Annotated in this window: 13 protein-coding genes and 1 pseudogene; 7 read left to right on the top strand and 7 right to left on the bottom strand. The window is 57.7% G+C overall.

The features are described from left to right. Positions 1–9: 9 nt before the first annotated feature. From BJ917_RS12570 to BJ917_RS12550, 5 genes are all read right to left on the bottom strand, one after another. Complete coding sequence (locus BJ917_RS12570; protein WP_096513264.1) at positions 10–498, bottom strand: CS1 type fimbrial major subunit; 489 nt, start codon at positions 496–498, stop codon at positions 10–12. Positions 499–556: 58 nt separating this feature from the next. Next, positions 557–1,297, bottom strand: coding sequence for a molecular chaperone (locus tag BJ917_RS12565; RefSeq protein ID WP_121103533.1), 741 nt, complete (start codon positions 1,295–1,297; stop codon positions 557–559). Positions 1,298–1,355: 58 nt separating this feature from the next. After that, complete coding sequence (locus BJ917_RS12560; RefSeq protein WP_121103532.1) at positions 1,356–2,603, bottom strand: hypothetical protein; 1,248 nt, start codon at positions 2,601–2,603, stop codon at positions 1,356–1,358. 27 nt (positions 2,604–2,630) lie between these two features. Continuing rightward, positions 2,631–5,153 carry a TcfC E-set like domain-containing protein gene (locus tag BJ917_RS12555; protein WP_121103531.1) on the bottom strand — a complete coding sequence of 841 codons (2,523 nt, stop codon included), beginning with the start codon at positions 5,151–5,153 and terminating at the stop codon, positions 2,631–2,633. A 121-nt stretch (positions 5,154–5,274) separates the two neighbouring features. Further along, entirely contained in the window at positions 5,275–5,778 is a 504-nt protein-coding gene (locus BJ917_RS12550; protein ID WP_121103530.1) for a CS1 type fimbrial major subunit, read from the bottom strand. Between the two features lie 505 nt (positions 5,779–6,283). Between BJ917_RS12550 and BJ917_RS12545 the strand changes: the two genes are divergently transcribed. Both BJ917_RS12545 and BJ917_RS12540 read left to right on the top strand, forming a co-directional pair. After that, positions 6,284–6,859, top strand: a complete 576-nt coding sequence (locus tag BJ917_RS12545) for a PadR family transcriptional regulator (protein ID WP_096513269.1) — start codon at positions 6,284–6,286, stop codon at positions 6,857–6,859. Continuing rightward, on the top strand, positions 6,856–7,647 hold the full coding sequence (locus BJ917_RS12540; protein ID WP_121103529.1) for a siderophore-interacting protein: 792 nt from the start codon (positions 6,856–6,858) through the stop codon (positions 7,645–7,647). The genes BJ917_RS12545 and BJ917_RS12540 overlap by 4 nt, the downstream gene beginning before the upstream one ends. Positions 7,648–7,755: 108 nt before the next feature. Here the strand turns inward: BJ917_RS12540 and BJ917_RS12535 are convergent, their stop codons facing one another. Further along, positions 7,756–8,400, bottom strand: coding sequence for a Pr6Pr family membrane protein (locus tag BJ917_RS12535; RefSeq protein ID WP_121103528.1), 645 nt, complete (start codon positions 8,398–8,400; stop codon positions 7,756–7,758). Between the two features lie 2 nt (positions 8,401–8,402). Beyond that, complete coding sequence (locus BJ917_RS12530) at positions 8,403–8,633, bottom strand: VF530 family DNA-binding protein (protein WP_095193720.1); 231 nt, start codon at positions 8,631–8,633, stop codon at positions 8,403–8,405. 343 nt (positions 8,634–8,976) lie between these two features. Here BJ917_RS12530 and BJ917_RS12520 point away from each other — a divergent pair, with 343 nt between their 5' ends. From BJ917_RS12520 to BJ917_RS12500, 5 genes and pseudogenes are all read left to right on the top strand, one after another. Then, positions 8,977–10,359 (top strand): carbohydrate porin, encoded by a 1,383-nt coding sequence (locus BJ917_RS12520; protein ID WP_121103526.1) that lies wholly within the window; start codon positions 8,977–8,979, stop codon positions 10,357–10,359. Positions 10,360–10,571: 212 nt separating this feature from the next. After that, positions 10,572–12,980, top strand: a complete 2,409-nt coding sequence (locus tag BJ917_RS12515; protein WP_121103525.1) for a glucose/quinate/shikimate family membrane-bound PQQ-dependent dehydrogenase — start codon at positions 10,572–10,574, stop codon at positions 12,978–12,980. A 303-nt stretch (positions 12,981–13,283) separates the two neighbouring features. Next, positions 13,284–15,701 carry an endopeptidase La gene (gene lon / locus BJ917_RS12510; protein ID WP_096513274.1) on the top strand — a complete coding sequence of 806 codons (2,418 nt, stop codon included), beginning with the start codon at positions 13,284–13,286 and terminating at the stop codon, positions 15,699–15,701. Between the two features lie 239 nt (positions 15,702–15,940). Further along, a complete protein-coding gene (locus BJ917_RS12505) occupies positions 15,941–16,438 on the top strand; it encodes a hypothetical protein (RefSeq protein ID WP_121103524.1) in 498 nt (165 codons plus the stop codon). 33 nt (positions 16,439–16,471) lie between these two features. Then, positions 16,472–16,717 (top strand): annotated as a pseudogene (locus BJ917_RS12500) (S16 family serine protease); the annotation flags it as partial. Between the last annotated feature and the right edge of the window lie 167 nt (positions 16,718–16,884).

Below are 16,884 nucleotides of genomic sequence, written 5' to 3'. Positions count from 1 at the left end.
CCAAAATCATCAAGGCGCAATGGCTTCAAAAATCATGTGCACGCTGCCGTAGTAATCGCCGGACTTATAACCATCCCCGGGTTTTACAGCAGCGATCTCCAGTCCTACGCGCTTCCCCGTCCGGCCATCCATTTCGGAGATGACTTCGTCAGGATCGAGAGTGAGTCTTTTGTTGTTGAATTTGACAATCAATGGAATATTGTCAGTGTCCCGGCCGTTGCTCAGGTACGGTTCAAAAAACAGGCGTGCAGAAATGGCACCATTTTCATTTTTGACATCAAACTGTTTACGCAAGGGGCTTAATTCGGACGTGACAGGATTCCAGTTCAGGCGTTGTTCCAGGTGAATCCAGTCGGGATCAGTCGGTATTACATGAAACGCGGCGGTGGGAATGGTGACCGAAACATCGAAGGTCTCGCTCACCCTGATTGCATATACGCTGGGACTGGCCAGCGTCAGCATCATCATTGAAGTTACAGTCGATATCGTTTTAAACATGTTATTCACCTGTCGCGTGCAGATCGAAGTCCGCCTCGAAGAGTACGTAAAACACTCTTCATCCCTTTATCTCGAATTTCTTGGTGGCGGAACCTTCAATCAGGGTGAATCGGTATTCGCGTCCAGCCTGTTTATCGAACTTGAAGGTGCGACCTGCCAGGATGTGATGCTTCGTGGTGGGTTGGCACTCGGCTTCGTTTTTCACCGAACAGTCCTTGAACTCGTCAATCACCACCACGCTATTGCCGTTGTTGCGAATCGCATACTGGCCCGGGACGTCATTGATCACGCTGTCGTAACGCGTTTCTTTAGGCCGCACGAAAAACACCGTACCGTACCCGGCCAATACGTTGACCCCGGCAGACAGGCCCTTTTTGTAGTCTTCCCGCTCCTCTGCGGACACCGCGAATTCATCTTCTTTCTCTGGAACCACCGGTACGAAACGCACGCGAAAATACCGCTCTCTTTCCCTCTCGCCCATGTACAACAGGCGTGTGCCCTGCATGCCGTTGGCCGGTACGATCAACCGGGCCGGGCTGGCCATCAGGCCGTCACGGGCGTTGGCGTCAGCCTGAGTGGAGAGCGGGATTTCCCGGGACGTCCCGTCGGCGTCGTAGACAATTTCAAGAATGTTGACCTTCACAAAAGCCGTACTGTCACCGCCATTGAATACCCGTTTCAAAAAAGTACTTTTGTCTCCATCCAGATAGTCGTAAACCACACCGACATTAATTTGCGGCCCACTCAGGCTGGTGTGAGAGAACACAGCAAAACACAAAAAAATCAGTAATCGTTTCATGAAAAAAACCTCAATAATTAAATACAACCGCACCCGGCCATCACACCAACATGGCGGCTTATACTTCAGAGTTCCAGATCACCGTGACATTACCCGAATAGGTCTTTTCGTCCCCTGTCAGCATGTTTTCGACATGCTCCCGGGTGATTTCGAAGTGCAAGGCTCCGGATTTTCGATCCACATAAAACCCGGGCTTGAACAGTTCGGTACCGATACCGTCCTGCAGCAACGGAAGACGAATGACCGGCTGACCCGCGGCATTCGTCAGGCCATTGGGTAATGTGACACTGATATTCAACGGCACTTCATGGCCCGACGTTGGCTCCCGCAGCGCGCAGGTATTACCGTTCGGGTTTTGGCATCCAAGCTCCATCTTGAAGCGACCCGATGACGAAATATTGAAGATTTGGTCGCGAAATAACCGAGTCGGTTTACGCCCCTGATTCAGCCAGGCCTGCCAGCCACCCAGGGGAAGCAGTTCGATTTTATTGCCACCGGGAGGTATTTCTACTTTCAGTTGATGCTGCACTTTCAAATTAAAGTTAATCGTGAACAACGTATCCGTGGGCATCATGATATCGCCCCAGTCAAAATCGGCGCCTGGGCCCACGGTGTAAGTGATAGCCCCGGTATAATCGCCGGTAGCCATACTTAAAGGTTTAGGTGTTCGGAGCTCATAGGTAAAACTTTGTTCTATGTACTCGAAATCAGGAATATTAAAGGCGGCCTGTTTCGCACAGACACCGACATTCTCGGGAAAGTGCCAATAGGATTGGTATCTATTAGCCCAGTTTTGCTGGGTATAGTTGCCCGTGCATGGCGGCGGCGAATACCGCCAGGAGCGGTTCGTCCACATCGTTTCATGCCCGCCTGGCCCACTAATATCTCCCGCGGGCACAGGGAATCGATGGTAAACGGAGAGTCCGGAGATTCTGACATCAAGCGATTCCTTTTCTCCCGTAGCGGTGTGGGTAACCTCTACAGTGCGCCAGTCCGTTGGAATCTTGAACATAGCGCCCTTACGCGGGTCAGTGTGATTCGCCTGAATAGTGGCATTCGCATTGGCATTAATGCCCATAGCGAGACTGAAAAACCCGTTAGAGGCGCAAACACCAGGAAAAGGGACGCAATACCCACTACTAGGCGTTGTATTTTTAAACTCATTTCTCATGGGGTTTGCAGGATCCGGATTGAACTCCGCAGTCACTGTCTTGCTAGCACCCCATGCCGACACGCTACCAACCGCACTCACTATCGCAGCCAGCGTTAAACGCCCAAATGCAATGAACAAGAATGTCTTTTTCATCTCACATCAACTCACTATAAGAGCACATCAACCCGCACTTTCATCCGTGTAATTTGCACCCGCCAACGTATCCGGCGTGCAGCGCAAATCCCCAATCATCAGCACATTGTTTTCACTACGCGCATTGGCGGTATCAAGTCGGAATTGGCACAACAGCTGATTACCCTGACGCACTTCCAAAGTGGGTGAGCTGGCCTTCATTTCCATCGAGAAGAACCCGTCGACTTCGCTCACGCCTCGGCTGGCGTGATTGATGACGTGGTGGCCCTTGAGTGGCTTGCCCTGGGGGTCGACCAAGCGGCCAAGAACGGTCAGGGTTTTGCTGACGGTGATCTTGCGGTAGTCCACGCCGCCCTTGTTCAGGTGATAACGGGTGCGTGGCGGCTGGATGCTGGCGGCCGGTGGGTGGTTGCCTTCGAAGTCGAAGCTCACCGAGCTGTTCTTGTAGGCGGTGATTGGAATGAAGTTGCGTCCCGGCCGCAGGCTGGCGCTACCGCCGCTGAGGTCGTCGGCGCGCAGGGCGATGTCATCGATGTCGGACTCGACATCGACAATCATTCCGGCGCCAGACCCGTGATGCTGGCTGGTCATGACGATTCGCTCGCCGCCCACGGCTACGGTGCTGTCGAAGTTCAAACCACCGGTGAGGTTGTCATTGAATGAGGAACGCTGGACGAAGGCATCGCCATTGATGGCGTCGTTGCGGAAATTCGCGGTTCCGGACAGGCCGACGCCGTACGTATCGGTAATCGCCGTGGCCGATACGTTTTGCAGTACATGGTCCTGCAAATCCTTGCGGTAAGTCAGCGAGGCATTGTTGTCGCGGCCACCGTCTCGGGAGGTGCGTGTACCGATGCTGCCGGACCACTGCTCACCCGGCCCGCCGAGTGCCAGGCTGACGCTCAGATCGACGCCGCGATTGCGCTGGTCGCCGCTGCTGAAACTACCGGGCCGGTCGAACACCGAAAAACGCCAGTTGGCATCGCTGCCGAACAGATTGCCGCGCTGGGTCCAGCCCAGGTCGACACCTACGCCTTCAGTATTGCCATCGCTGTGGGACACCCGCCCATTGATCGAGCTTCTGCTGCTGACCCGATGATTGACCGACAACGAAGAAGTGCTGGTCTGACCGATGAAGACGTTGCGCTGACGCACCCGCGTGCCATCGGGCAGGGTTTCATAGGTGTTGGTGGTGTCCAGCCAACTGCGGCTATGGGTGGCAAACACGCTGCCGGCGCCATAGTTGTACATCGCTTGCAGGTCCATGCCGGTGCCGTGATCTTCGGTCTCATAGACGTTGGCGAACAGGCTGGTGTTGTTGGCCAGGGTCCAGTCGACCGACGTGCCGTATTGCATCTTGTCCCGCACCTGGCGCCCCGATACGCCGAGAATCACCCGAGGGTGCAGCAGGAAGTTGACGGCAGCGCCCGCGGTGATGTCGCCGTAGGCTTGCTCGTCCCAGTTGCTGAGCAGCTTGCTTTCCTGCCCGGCGAAGAGGTTGTAGCGCCAGCGGCTGTCCTGGTTGCGCCAGTTGGTGGGTTTGTACACCAGCTCCTGGGTGGTGGAGGTGATCTGACCGTCTTCGATCAGGCGCACTTCCACTTCGTAGATCCCGCCCGGCAAGGGGCGTGTATCGAGCGTTTGCAGGCCGGCATCCACCGGTTGGGTATTGATCAGCAAGCCGTTGCGAAAGATCTCCACCGACGCCTGACGGTTGGCGGTGACGTAGATCGGGTAAACGCTGGGTTTGGGGCTGTTGATGGCGAGGCTGTCGGAACTGCCGTACATCAGGCCCGCCGCCGTGTCGGGGCTGGCGCCGAACGAGCGCGGCTGACGGCTCAAGCCTTCGGAGTTGGGGGTGAAATAGCCCAGGCGCAGGAAGCTGCCTTCGAGTTCGCGCTGGGTGTAAAGCTCGTGCACCGCGTGGTAGAGCTTGTCGTCAGGGCCGCCCAAACGGGCCAATTGCATATTCGCGCTCTGGGTCCAGTTGCCCAGGCTGCTGCTGGCTTCCAGGCCGTAACGGCCACCGAGGTCCTGCTCCTGGCCACCGTTGAGGTTCAACTGGTTGCGTACGATCAAGCCGCTGCTGCCGCCCTCGGGCAGGTCGTAATACCGCTTGGCATCGGTGTTGCGTTCGGCGTTTTCGGTGGCAATCGATACCAGGGAATTCTGCAAGTTGTAATGCACGGCCAGCATCTGTTCCGGGCAACTGCCCTGGCAGGCGCCTAAAGCCACGCCCTTTTTTAAATAAGTGGCCCAGGTTTCACGTTCGCTGGCAGAAATATTACTGTCGCCAACATCCGAAAATTCAAGCAGGGTGATTCGATCATCGCGGGATAACACGATCATCGCCTCACCTAAAAGTTGTTGGTCAAGTTCCACCCGAACAGCCAATGGCACATCGAAGAAGTGCTCTTCGAAGTCCGCCGGCAAACCTTTTGCCTGAGCGAGCAAACTTCGGGGGGTCGTGCCGTTGTTAGTGGGCGCTGCTAATGCACCTGCGCAGAAAAAAAGTGCGAGCGCTGCCGCGATGGGAGTCATCGGGAACATGAACGGGATACTCTGTGTTTGAACGATCGATCCAGTAAAAATCCCGGTCGACAGGTGCTATGACCCGCCGACCGGCAAACCATACCCGATGAGACTTGCTCTCATCAGGCTTCAAGCAGCATCAAGGTGTAGGAAGAACTGCGTCGAAGCGCATGGCGACGACGCCGCTGTACTCACCTGCCTTATAGCCACCAGTCGCAGGCTTGGTAGGAGCGACCACCAGTTCAACACGCTTGCCCGGGGTGGACTCGGCCTCACCGACCACTTCCACCGCTGTGGAATTGTTCAGCGCCTTGCCGTTGAACGTCACGACCAAAGGAATCTTGTCGGCGACGACACCGTTGGACAGGTAGGCTTCGTCTTCAAGCATCGCGTGAATCGAGCCGTTGGTATTTTTGGTGTCGAACTGCGCACGCAAAGTGCTCAACTGATCGGCAATCGGGTCGTAGCTCAAGCGTTGATCCTTGACGATCAAATCCGGGTCTACCGGCAATACGTGGAAAACGTTGGTTGGAATCGATGCCACCAGATTAATGGAATGACGCGCCTCACCTTCAGCAAAGGCCATGGAGGAACTCAGTGCCAGGATGGCCATTGGAGCAGCGATTGCGATTTTCTTGAACATTACTTAATACCTGTTTTTAAAAGAAAGTGGCTTATTGAAAGTAAAAACCATTTATGGCTATTCGCACTTGGCATAGGACCATCAACTTTCAACGCCGAGCATGATCTGCCAACGCCTCTGGAAAGTAAGTAGGACGTTTCTGCTGTTCCTGTAGTCAGTCAGGTGCATATCAAGAAAGCAAAAACGAGAAAAACACGCAACTAGAAGTGTCAACTGTAATCTTTAGACTACATACAGTTTTCAATGAAAAAGATTACAGCGACTTCAACTAGCAAATACGGGGATAAGACTGCTTTCAAAATACGCCCAAGTACAATAGAGCGCTCACTCTAACTTTAAAGTTACTTTCGGACAGGGAAAACAAATGTCATTGGCAGGTTTTCTCCACAGCATTTTTCCGCACCACCTACCGCTGGTCGTCGACAGCCGTGGTCCGGGAAAACGCCTTGCCTCGTCGCAAGATATATCTTAAGTTGTATCTAACACGACAAGAGAACGCATCCCAATGAGAGACCATCATTCCCCCCACCGCGAACACAGTGACGGCCGCGACGGCTTCGAAAAACGCCCCGGTCGTGAACGCGGCGGTCGCGGCCCCCGTGTATTCGCCCCCGGTGACCTGAAATTGTTGCTGCTGGCATTGATCGCCGAGCAGCCATGCCACGGCTATGACTTGATTCGCCAGATCGAAAGCATGTTCGACGGCGCCTACAGCCCCAGCCCCGGCGTGATCTACCCGACCCTGACGTTTCTGGAAGAAAGCGAAATGATTGCGGGCGATGCCGAAGGCGGAAAAAAACGTTACAGCGTGACCGACGCCGGACGTCTTTCCCTGAGCGAGCAGGCGATTGCACTGGATGGCGTGCGCATGCGCATCGAGGTCAGCAAACGATCGTTGCGCGGCCATGACCGCCCGCCCGAGATTCATGAAGCGGTGCATAACCTGCGTCATGCCTTGCAAATGCACCACGGGCGCTGGAGCCCGGAAGAAATCCTGCGGGTGCGCGACCTGCTCAATAACACCGCCAAAGCCATTGTCGACGGCCCTGCCGTTGCGCCTGCCCGGGAGACCGCCGAATGACCGATGTCATCGATCCATCGCAAACCATTCACCGCGTCATGCATGAAATCAAACGTCGCCGCCTGCAAGTGCTGCGGGTGGTCGATCTGACGCCGCGCATGCGCCGGATTACCTTGGGCGGACCGGAACTTGCGGGCTTTGTCAGCCTTGGCACGGATGATCACGTCAAACTGCTGTTCCCGCAGAATGCAGAGGAACAAGCGGCGCTGGAATCCCTGGTGCTCGGTGCCGGTAAAAACGATGGACCAACGCCCGCGATGCGCGACTACACACCTCGTCGCTATGACCTGAACACGCTGGAGCTGGACATCGACTTCGTGCTCCACGGCGACGGCCCGGCATCAACCTGGGCCGAACAGGCCAGACCGGGCCAGTTCCTGCACATCGGCGGGCCACGGGGTTCGATGATCGTGCCGGACATCTTCGACAGCTACCTGTTAATCGGCGACGAAACCGCCCTGCCCGCCATCGCCCGGCGCCTGGAAGGCCTGGCGGCCAACCGCCGTGCGTTGGTGATAATCGAAGTGGAAAACGGCAAGGAGCAGCAGGTGCTGGAGAGTGCCGCCCAGGTCAATGTGATCTGGGTATTGCGCGAAGGGGGCAAGGACCATTTACTGACCACCGTACGCCAGGTCAAGGTCCCTGCCGGCAGCCTGTATGCCTGGGTCGCGACCGAGAGCAAAGTGTCGCGGCAGATTCGCCGGGTACTGTTGGATGAACATGGCTTGAACGATCAATTCGTGAAAGCCGTCGGCTATTGGCGACTGGATGACACCAGCGAAGAATAAACGCCCCCCTGTAGGAGCTGGCTTGCCAGCGAAGACGGCCTTTCAGCCAATCAAGAGGTTGACTGACCCACCGCCTTCGCTGGCAAACGGAACGCCGCCCGGCCGCTCCTACAGGTCGCGTGAGCGGTGACGATCCAGTCCAACCGCTATCAAGCCAATCAGCACAAACCCCGCCAACAACCCCGCCGCATTCACGAACACCTGTGGATAACCCAGCTTCCCGACATCAATGAACGGGTAGGGATAAGTCGCGAGTAAATGCCCGCGCAGCATCGAGTATGCGAAATACACCAGCGGATAAATCATCCACAGCGCGATGTGCCGCAGTCGCAGCGTGCCTTTTCGCACCCAGCACCACCAATAGACCAGAAACAGCAACGGCATGACGTCGTGCAGAAGCTCATCCGTCAGCCACTGCCAGCCTTCGGGATGCCATAGATGGCGCAGCAACAGGCTGTAGACCAGGCCGACCACCGCGATGCTCACGGCGATGCCACTGCTGACCCACGGTTGTAAAAACCAGCGCCGCGCGGCCGATTCGCGGGCCGTCAGTTCACAGGTCAGGACAGTCGCCACCAGCGTATTGCTGAGCACGGTGAAATAGCTGAAGAAGCTCACCAGCCCGCCCAACAGGCTGGCCGCCAGTGTCCAGCGTGAATGGAAAATCAGGTACATCTGAATGCTCAATCCGGCCCAGCCAAGAATGGCGGCCACGGCGACAAAACGACGCCGCGCGACTGACTGGATAGCCATGCTCAGAGCGGACGCTTGGTGCGCATCAACTTCACGTACAAACGCTCGACCTTCTCCCGCGCCCACGGGGTTTTGCGCAGGAACGTCAGGCTCGACTTGATGCTCGGGTCACTCTTGAAGCAGCGAATGTCAATGCGCTCGGCCAACCCCGACCATTCGTAGTGTTCAACCAGGGCGTTGAGGATTTGCTCCAGGGTCACGCCGTGCAGCGGGTCGTGGGTCTGTTCGGTCATGCAGGGCCTTCAGTGATGTAGGAATGGGAAGCCGCGCACCTTAGCCGAGGGCTACGTCGGGGGGAAGCGGTCTGTTTAATGTAGGCGCAACTGTAGGAGCTGGCTTGCCAGCGAAAGCAATTTCATGCCCAACAACGATATTGACTGATACACCGCTTTCGCTGGCAAGCCAGCTCCCACAGGTGTACGACTCACTATTACCGATTACGAAAGAATGCATGTCAGCAAAAGCCCTTTCTCTATTTGTAACAGAACATTATCCTTGCGCACGCCTCTGCTGAAACGCTTCCGCAACCCCCTTCAGTTTTGCTGCTTCCGTTCATTTCCCAGAAAAAGATCAAGAATGCCTGATTTACAAACCTCAAAAGACAGCGCTGTCTTTATGCCTGCCATTGGCCACAAATCCCTGAACCTGATCGGCGGATTCACCGCATTCAGCCTCGCCACCTGTGTCCAGGCCGCCCCGGCCTTTGATAGCGGCTCACCGTGGATGCTCGGCGACTGGAACGGTACGCGCACTGAGCTTGCGGAAAAAGGCTATGACTTCAAGGTCGATTACACCGGCGAAATGGGCAGCAATCTGCACGGTGGTTACGACCATGACCGGACGGCACGCTACAGCGACCAGTTCGGCTTCGGCACGCATCTGAATTTGCAGAAGATCCTCGGCTGGGACGACGCGGAATTTCAGCTGACCATCACCGAGCGCAACGGCAACAACATCAGCAACGACCGCATCAATGATCCGCGGGTCGGCGGCTTCACCTCGGCCCAGGAAGTCTGGGGGCGCGGGCAGACCTGGCGGTTGACGCAGATGTGGTACCAGCAGAAATTCTTCGACCAGAAGCTCGACATCAAGGTCGGCCGCTTCGGTGAGGGCGAAGACTTCAACAGCTTCCCCTGCGACTTCCAGAACCTGGCGTTCTGCGGCTCCCAGGTCGGCAACTGGGTCGGCGACATCTGGTACAACTGGCCGGTCAGCCAATGGGCGCTGCGGGTCAAATATCACCTGACGCCTGAGCTGTACGCGCAGGTCGGCGCCTACGAGCAGAACCCGTCGAACCTGGATCGCAACAACGGCTTCAAGCTCAGCGGCAGCGGCACCCAGGGCGCGATTCTGCCGGTGGAGCTGGTGTGGACGCCGAAGCTCAACGGCCTGCCGGGCGAATACCGCGCCGGTTACTACTACAGCAGCGCCAATGCCACCGATGTCTACAAGGACAGCAATGGCCAGCCCGCCGCCCTGAGTGGCGAGGCTTATCGCAGCGCCTCGAGCAAACACGGTGTGTGGCTCGGCATCCAACAGCAAATCACCCGCGTTGCCAGCGATAACAGCCGGGGTTTGAGTGTGTTCGCCAACGGGACGATGCACGACAAGAAAACCAACGCCATCGACAACTATGTCCAGGCCGGTGTCGTCTACAAAGGCCTGTTCGACGCCCGCGCCAAGGACGACATCGGCTTCGCCCTGGCCCGCGTCCACGTCAACCCCGCGTTTCGCAAAAACGCCGAGGCGACCAATCAGGCCCACGGGGTTTTCGACTTCGACGACCCGGCGTTCCTGCCGCCCCAGGACACCGAATACAGCGCCGAGCTCTATTACGGCGTGCACGTCACGAATTGGCTGACCGTGCGCCCCAACCTGCAATACATCCGCCACCCCGGTGGCGTGGACCAGGTCGACGACGCGCTGATTGGCGGGATCAAGATCCAGTCTTCGTTCTAAGAATCACGCAAAAACCTGTGGGAGCGAGCCTGCTCGCGAAGAGGCCATCACATCCAACATTAGCGTCGGATGACACACCGCTTTCGCGAGCAAGCTCGCTCCCACAACGAATCGTATCGACTGAACACCTTTTATCTGAACCCTGCCCGCACAGGATCATCATCTACAGTGAACTTGCGCGGGACTAATCAAACGTCACGGAGAACCACACTATGAGCACTGATGGTGCTTTGAGTCGAAGCCGTCTGCTGCCGAGCCTGCTCGGTATCCTGCTTCTGCTGATGGGCCTGGCCATGCTGGCCGGGGGAATCAAGCTGAGCATGCTGGGCGGCTCGCTGTATTACCTGTTGGCCGGTATCGGCCTGGCACTAACCGGCGTCCTGCTGATCGCCGCCCGTCGCGCTGCGCTGGGCCTGTACGCACTCGTGCTGTTCGCCAGCACCCTGTGGGCGCTGTGGGAAGTCGGCCTCGACTGGTGGCAACTGGTGCCGCGCCTGGCGATGTTGTTTGCACTGGGCATGGTCTTGTTGCTGCCGTGGTTCCGTCGTCCGCTGCTGCGCGAAGGCGCCGCCCCCATGGGCACCGGCGCGCTGAGCGTGGCCGTGGTCATCGCCGGTGTTGCCGCGCTGGCCAGCCAGTTCACCAATCCCGGTGAAATCAAAGGTCAACTGGACCGCGACAGCGTGCCTGGCATGGCCAACACCGCACCGGCCATGCCGGACGGCGACTGGAACTCCTACGGCCGCAGCGCCCACGGCGACCGTTACTCGCCATTGGCGCAGATCACCCCGCAGAACGCGCACAAACTGGTGCCGGCCTGGACCTATCGCACCGGCGATCTGCCAGGACCGAACGACCCGGGTGAAACCACCGCCGAAAACACTCCGCTGAAAGTCAACGGCATGCTTTACGTCTGCACGCCGCACAGCCAGGTGATCGCCCTGGACCCGGACACCGGCAAGGAAATCTGGCGTTTCGATCCGAAGCTCTCCACGCAGAACGCGGCGAACTTCAAGGGTTGGGCGCACATGACTTGCCGTGGCGTGACCTATCACGATGACGCCGTGTACGCCTCGGAAAAAAGCCCGACCGGCAGCGCCAGCGCAGCGGTGACCAGCGCCTGCCCGCGCCGGATCTTCCTGCCCACCGCCGACACCCGCCTGATCGCCCTCAACGCCGACACCGGCAAGATGTGCGAAGACTTCGGCGACAAAGGCCAGGTCGACCTGCGTGCCAACATCGGCGGCTTCACCGCCGGTGGTTACTACTCCACCTCGCCGCCAGCGGTCACCAAGGACCTGGTGGTGATTGGCGGTCACGTCACCGACAACGTCTCCACCGACGAGCCAAGCGGCGTGATCCGTGCCTTCGACGTGCACACCGGCAAACTGGTGTGGAACTGGGACAGCGGCAAACCGGACGATACGACGCCGATTGCCGAGGGCAAGACCTACACCCGCAACTCGCCGAACATGTGGTCCATGTTCGCGGTCGATGAAAAACTCGGCATGCTCTACTTGCCGATGGGTAACCAGACCCCGGACCAGTTCGGTGGCGCACGCACGCCCGAATCGGAACTGCACGCCGCCGGCCTGACCGCCCTGGACATCGCCACCGGTAAAGTGCGCTGGCACTTCCAGTTCACCCACCATGACCTGTGGGACATGGACGTCGGCGGCCAGCCAACCCTGATGGACCTGAAAACCGCGGGTGGCGTGAAGCCGGCGGTATTGGCCTCTACCAAGCAAGGCAGCATCTACGTACTGGACCGCAGCACCGGCCAGGCCATCGTGCCGATCAATGAAGTGCCAGTGCCGCAAGGCGCGGTGGAAGGCGACCACACGTCGCCGACCCAACCGAAATCCGACCTCAATTTCATGCCGCCTCCGTTGAAAGAGCGCGACATGTGGGGCGTCACCCCGTTCGACCAGCTGGTGTGCCGGATCACCTTCAAATCCATGCGCTACGACGGCCCGTTCACGCCGCCATCGCTGCAAGGTTCGATTGTTTATCCAGGCAACTTCGGTGTGTTCGACTGGGGCGGTATCTCGGTTGATCCGGTGCGCCAGATCGCTTTCGTGAACCCGGACTGGATGGCCTTCAAATCCAAACTGATCCCGGCCGCGGAAATCGCCGCCCAAGGCCCGCGCAAAAGCGAAACCGAAGGCGTGCAGCCGAACAAGGGTGCGCCATACGGCGTGGTGCTCGAACCTCTGCTGTCGCCCATGGGCCTGCCGTGCCAGGCACCTGCCTGGGGCTACGTGGCCGCCGTCGACCTGACCACCCATGAGAAAATCTGGATGCACAAGAACGGCACCGTGCGCGACAGCTCGCCGGTTCCGATTCCACTGAGCATGGGCGTACCAAGCCTGGGCGGCACCTTCACCACCGCCGGTGGCGTGGCTTTCCTGAGCGGTACCCTCGACCAGTACCTGCGTGCCTACGACGTGAAGAACGGCAAGCAATTGTGGGAAGGACGCCTGCCGGCCGGCGCGCAAACCACGCCAATGACCTACGCCGGCAAGGATGGCAAGCAATACGTGCTCGTCGTCGCCGGCGGACACGGTTCGCTGGGCACCAAGCAGGGTGACTATGTGATTGCGTACAAACTGTCCGAATAGTTTTCAGCGGCAGTAAAATCAAAGGCGGCTCCCCAACGGGAGTCGCCTTTTTCTTTGCACACCACCGTCCCCCTGTAGGAGCGAGCCTGCTCGCGAAGAGGGAATGACAGGCACTCCGGAAGTGACTGCCAGACCGCTTTCGCGAGCAGGCTCGCTCCCACAGGGGACAGCGTCGTGCCAAAGTCCAGCTAACCTGTATCTCTGCTGAACACGCCTTCGAAACACCGCCTCACAGAAAATGACCGTTGAAACCACCGCCAACCTGCCCCATCTAAGACCCATACCCATTGCGCAGGTGCCCCCATGAGCGACCAGCAAGAATTCCCCGAAGACCCCAGCGAGTACGCCGATCCGGAAAACGCCCCGCACCACTCCACCGGCAAAGGCCTCGCCCTGCCCGGCCAGAACCTGCCGGACAAGGTCTATATCATCCCGATTCACAACCGACCGTTCTTCCCGGCCCAGGTGCTGCCGGTCATCGTCAATGAAGAACCCTGGGCCGAAACCCTCGACCTGGTGGCCAAATCCGAACACCATTCCCTGGCCCTGTTCTACATGGACACGCCCCAGGACAATCCGCGCCACTTCGACACTTCGGCCCTGCCGCTGTACGGCACGCTGGTCAAGGTGCACCACGCCAGCCGCGAAAACGGCAAGTTGCAATTCGTCGCCCAGGGCCTGACCCGCGTACGCCTCAAGACCTGGCTCAAGCACCATCGCCCGCCGTACCTGGTGGAAGTCGAATACCCGCATCAGCCCACCGAGCCGACCGACGAGGTCAAGGCCTATGGCATGGCGCTGATCAATGCGATCAAGGAGCTGCTGCCGCTCAACCCGCTATACAGCGAAGAGCTGAAGAATTACCTCAACCGCTTCAGCCCCAACGACCCGTCGCCGCTGACCGACTTCGCCGCCGCGCTCACCTCCGCCACCGGCAGTGAACTGCAGGAAGTGCTCGACTGCGTGCCGATGCTCAAGCGCATGGAAAAAGTCCTGCCGATGCTGCGCAAGGAAGTCGAAGTCGCGCGCCTGCAAAAAGAAATTTCCGCCGAAGTGAACCGCAAGATCGGCGAGCACCAGCGCGAATTCTTCCTCAAGGAACAACTCAAGGTCATCCAGCAGGAGCTGGGGCTGACCAAGGACGACCGCAGCGCCGACCTCGAACAGTTCGAGCAGCGGCTGATGGGCAAAGTCCTGCCGGCGCAGGTGCAGAAACGCCTTGAAGAAGAAATGAACAAGCTGTCGATTCTCGAAACCGGTTCGCCAGAATATGCGGTGACCCGCAATTACATCGACTGGGCTACCTCGGTGCCGTGGGGCGTGTACGGCGAGGACAAACTGGACCTCAAGCACGCGCGCAAGGTACTGGATAAACACCACGCCGGCCTTGATGACATCAAGGACCGCATTCTCGAATTCCTCGCGGTCGGCGCCTACAAAGGCGAGATCAGCGGTTCCATCGTGCTGTTGGTGGGGCCACCGGGCGTGGGCAAGACCAGCGTCGGCAAATCCATCGCCGAATCCCTGGGCCGGCCGTTCTACCGCTTCAGCGTTGGCGGCATGCGCGACGAAGCCGAGATCAAGGGCCACCGCCGCACGTACATTGGCGCGCAGCCGGGCAAGCTGGTGCAGGCGTTGAAAGACGTCGAAGTGATGAACCCCGTGATCATGCTCGATGAAATCGACAAGATGGGCCAAAGCTACCAGGGTGACCCGGCCTCGGCGCTGCTGGAAACCCTGGATCCGGAGCAGAACGTCGAGTTCCTCGACCACTATCTGGATCTGCGGATGGACCTGTCGAAAGTGCTGTTCGTCTGCACTGCCAACACCCTGGATTCGATCCCGGGCCCGCTGCTCGACCGCATGGAAGTGATTCGCCTGTCGGGTTATATCACCGAAGAAAAAGTCGCCATCGCCAAGCGCCACCTGTGGCCGAAGCAGCTCGAGAAAGCCGGGGTGTCGAAAGGCAGCTTGAGCATCAGCGACAATGCTCTCAAGGCTTTAATCGACGGTTATGCCCGTGAAGCGGGTGTGCGCCAGCTGGAAAAAAACCTTGGGAAACTGGTACGCAAGGCGGTGATGAAACTGCTCGACGAACCGAACGCGGTGATCAAGCTCGGCCCGAAAGACCTCGAAACCTCGCTGGGCAAACCGGTGTTCCGTAACGAGCAAGTGCTGTCCGGCACCGGCGTGATCACCGGGTTGGCCTGGACCAGCATGGGCGGCGCGACCTTGCCGATCGAAGCCACGCGGATTCATACGTTGAACCGTGGCTTCAAACTCACCGGGCAACTGGGCGATGTGATGAAGGAATCCGCGGAAATCGCCTACAGCTACGTCAGCTCAAATCTGAAGTCGTTTGGCGGCGATCCGAAGTTCTTCGACGAAGCCTTCGTGCATCTGCATGTGCCGGAAGGCGCGACGCCGAAAGACGGTCCGAGCGCCGGTGTGACCATGGCCAGCGCCCTGCTTTCGCTGGCACGCAACCAGCCGCCGAAAAAAGGCGTGGCGATGACCGGCGAACTGACGTTGACCGGGCACGTGCTGCCGATTGGCGGCGTACGGGAAAAGGTCATTGCGGCGCGGCGGCAGAAGATTTTCGAACTGATCCTGCCGGAGCCGAACCGGGGGAATTTCGAGGAATTGCCGGAGTATCTGAAGGAAGGCATTACGGTGCACTTCGCCAAGCGGTTTGCGGATGTGGCGAAGGTGTTGTTCTGACATTAACAATAATCGATTACTAGCTACCCATAGGAATGCCCGCGCAATACGGGCATTCACTTGAAAAACCCCGCACATTACAGAACACGCAGTTATAACAAATACAACCAACCAAAAAAACAAGTCTAGGCACCTGTTATAAATGACAGTAGTCAATACGAGGGTCATTTCCATACCATTGTAATGGCACACCCACATTACAACATACACTTGACCCTACTTGCGAAAGGACCTCTCATATGACTAATTCAAAAGCATCTAACAAATTTCCGGGGACCATAGGTAAACACAGAGGCGTTGTAGATGGTAAACCTTACGATGCGACGGAGGTACACGTTGTCGATTCTCAACAATCCATACACATTTACTGTGATCAGGCTGTCAATGGCGACCCAACCTACAAATTCTTAACGATTCGCTTTTCTACGGGATTCCAAAGTGGAGCCATAATTGAGATGGGCAACAAACGCCTCCTTATGTACTTTGAGGACGAGGGCGGCCTTTTCTACCCAGGGGAGTACGGAAGATTGTACTTAGATACTTTAGACTACGACAACAATATATATAAAGGCCACTTTGAAGACATCGTCTTCTATCCTTACACTAACAACGTAAACACCAAGAACGATAACAGACGAACCGTCAGCGGCAAGTTCGAACTCACTGGTCTTACCGACCCAGCTAAAATTCAGAGCAAAATTTCTCGCCACTCACCTGAACTGACTCTTGAAATTTAGTGGTCACTCCCGAGCGTGCGTTGTAACGGGAAGCTCGCTCGCAACCAGCCGCCGAAAAAAGGCGTGGCGATGACCGGCGAACTGAGTTTGACCGGGCACATGCTGTCGATTGGCAGGGTGCGCGAGAAGGTCATTGCGGCGCGGCGGCAGAAGATTTTCGAACTGGTCCTGCCGGAGCCGAACCGGGGGAATTTCGAGGAATTGCCGGAGTATCTGAAGGAAGGCATTACGGTGCACTTCGCCAAGCGGTTTGCGGATGTGGCGAAAGTTCTGTTCTGACCCTCATGTAGCGTCTTTACGATCGCTTTCGCGAGCAGGCTCGCTCCCACAGTGGTGGGGGGTGTTCACAAAATGTGTGTTCACTGCAAATCCCTGTGGGAGCGAGCCTGCTCGCGAAGGCGTCGGCACTCACAACGCCCACTTCCGGCAACTGTCACAATTTGTCT

Source organism: Pseudomonas sp. WPR_5_2, from assembly GCF_003634475.1.
Classification (GTDB): domain Bacteria; phylum Pseudomonadota; class Gammaproteobacteria; order Pseudomonadales; family Pseudomonadaceae; genus Aquipseudomonas; species Aquipseudomonas izuensis.
The sequence above is the reverse complement of the archived record's forward strand: the minus strand, read 5'-3'. Positions and strand labels throughout refer to the sequence as shown.

Excerpts from the sequence above, each read along its gene's own strand:
- BJ917_RS12550 (WP_121103530.1), bottom strand. The coding sequence starts at position 5,778 with ATGTTCAAGAAAATCGCAATCGCTGCTCCAATGGCCATCCTGGCACTG.
- BJ917_RS12530 (WP_095193720.1), bottom strand. The coding sequence starts at position 8,633 with ATGACCGAACAGACCCACGACCCGCTGCACGGCGTGACCCTGGAGCAA.
- BJ917_RS12535 (WP_121103528.1), bottom strand. The coding sequence starts at position 8,400 with ATGGCTATCCAGTCAGTCGCGCGGCGTCGTTTTGTCGCCGTGGCCGCC.
- BJ917_RS12565 (WP_121103533.1), bottom strand. The coding sequence starts at position 1,297 with ATGAAACGATTACTGATTTTTTTGTGTTTTGCTGTGTTCTCTCACACC.
- BJ917_RS12555 (WP_121103531.1), bottom strand. The coding sequence starts at position 5,153 with ATGTTCCCGATGACTCCCATCGCGGCAGCGCTCGCACTTTTTTTCTGC.
- BJ917_RS12515 (WP_121103525.1), top strand. The coding sequence starts at position 10,572 with ATGAGCACTGATGGTGCTTTGAGTCGAAGCCGTCTGCTGCCGAGCCTG.
- BJ917_RS12545 (WP_096513269.1), top strand. The coding sequence starts at position 6,284 with ATGAGAGACCATCATTCCCCCCACCGCGAACACAGTGACGGCCGCGAC.
- BJ917_RS12505 (WP_121103524.1), top strand. The coding sequence starts at position 15,941 with ATGACTAATTCAAAAGCATCTAACAAATTTCCGGGGACCATAGGTAAA.
- BJ917_RS12560 (WP_121103532.1), bottom strand. The coding sequence starts at position 2,603 with ATGAAAAAGACATTCTTGTTCATTGCATTTGGGCGTTTAACGCTGGCT.
- BJ917_RS12570 (WP_096513264.1), bottom strand. The coding sequence starts at position 498 with ATGTTTAAAACGATATCGACTGTAACTTCAATGATGATGCTGACGCTG.
- BJ917_RS12540 (WP_121103529.1), top strand. The coding sequence starts at position 6,856 with ATGACCGATGTCATCGATCCATCGCAAACCATTCACCGCGTCATGCAT.
- lon (WP_096513274.1), top strand. The coding sequence starts at position 13,284 with ATGAGCGACCAGCAAGAATTCCCCGAAGACCCCAGCGAGTACGCCGAT.
- BJ917_RS12520 (WP_121103526.1), top strand. The coding sequence starts at position 8,977 with ATGCCTGATTTACAAACCTCAAAAGACAGCGCTGTCTTTATGCCTGCC.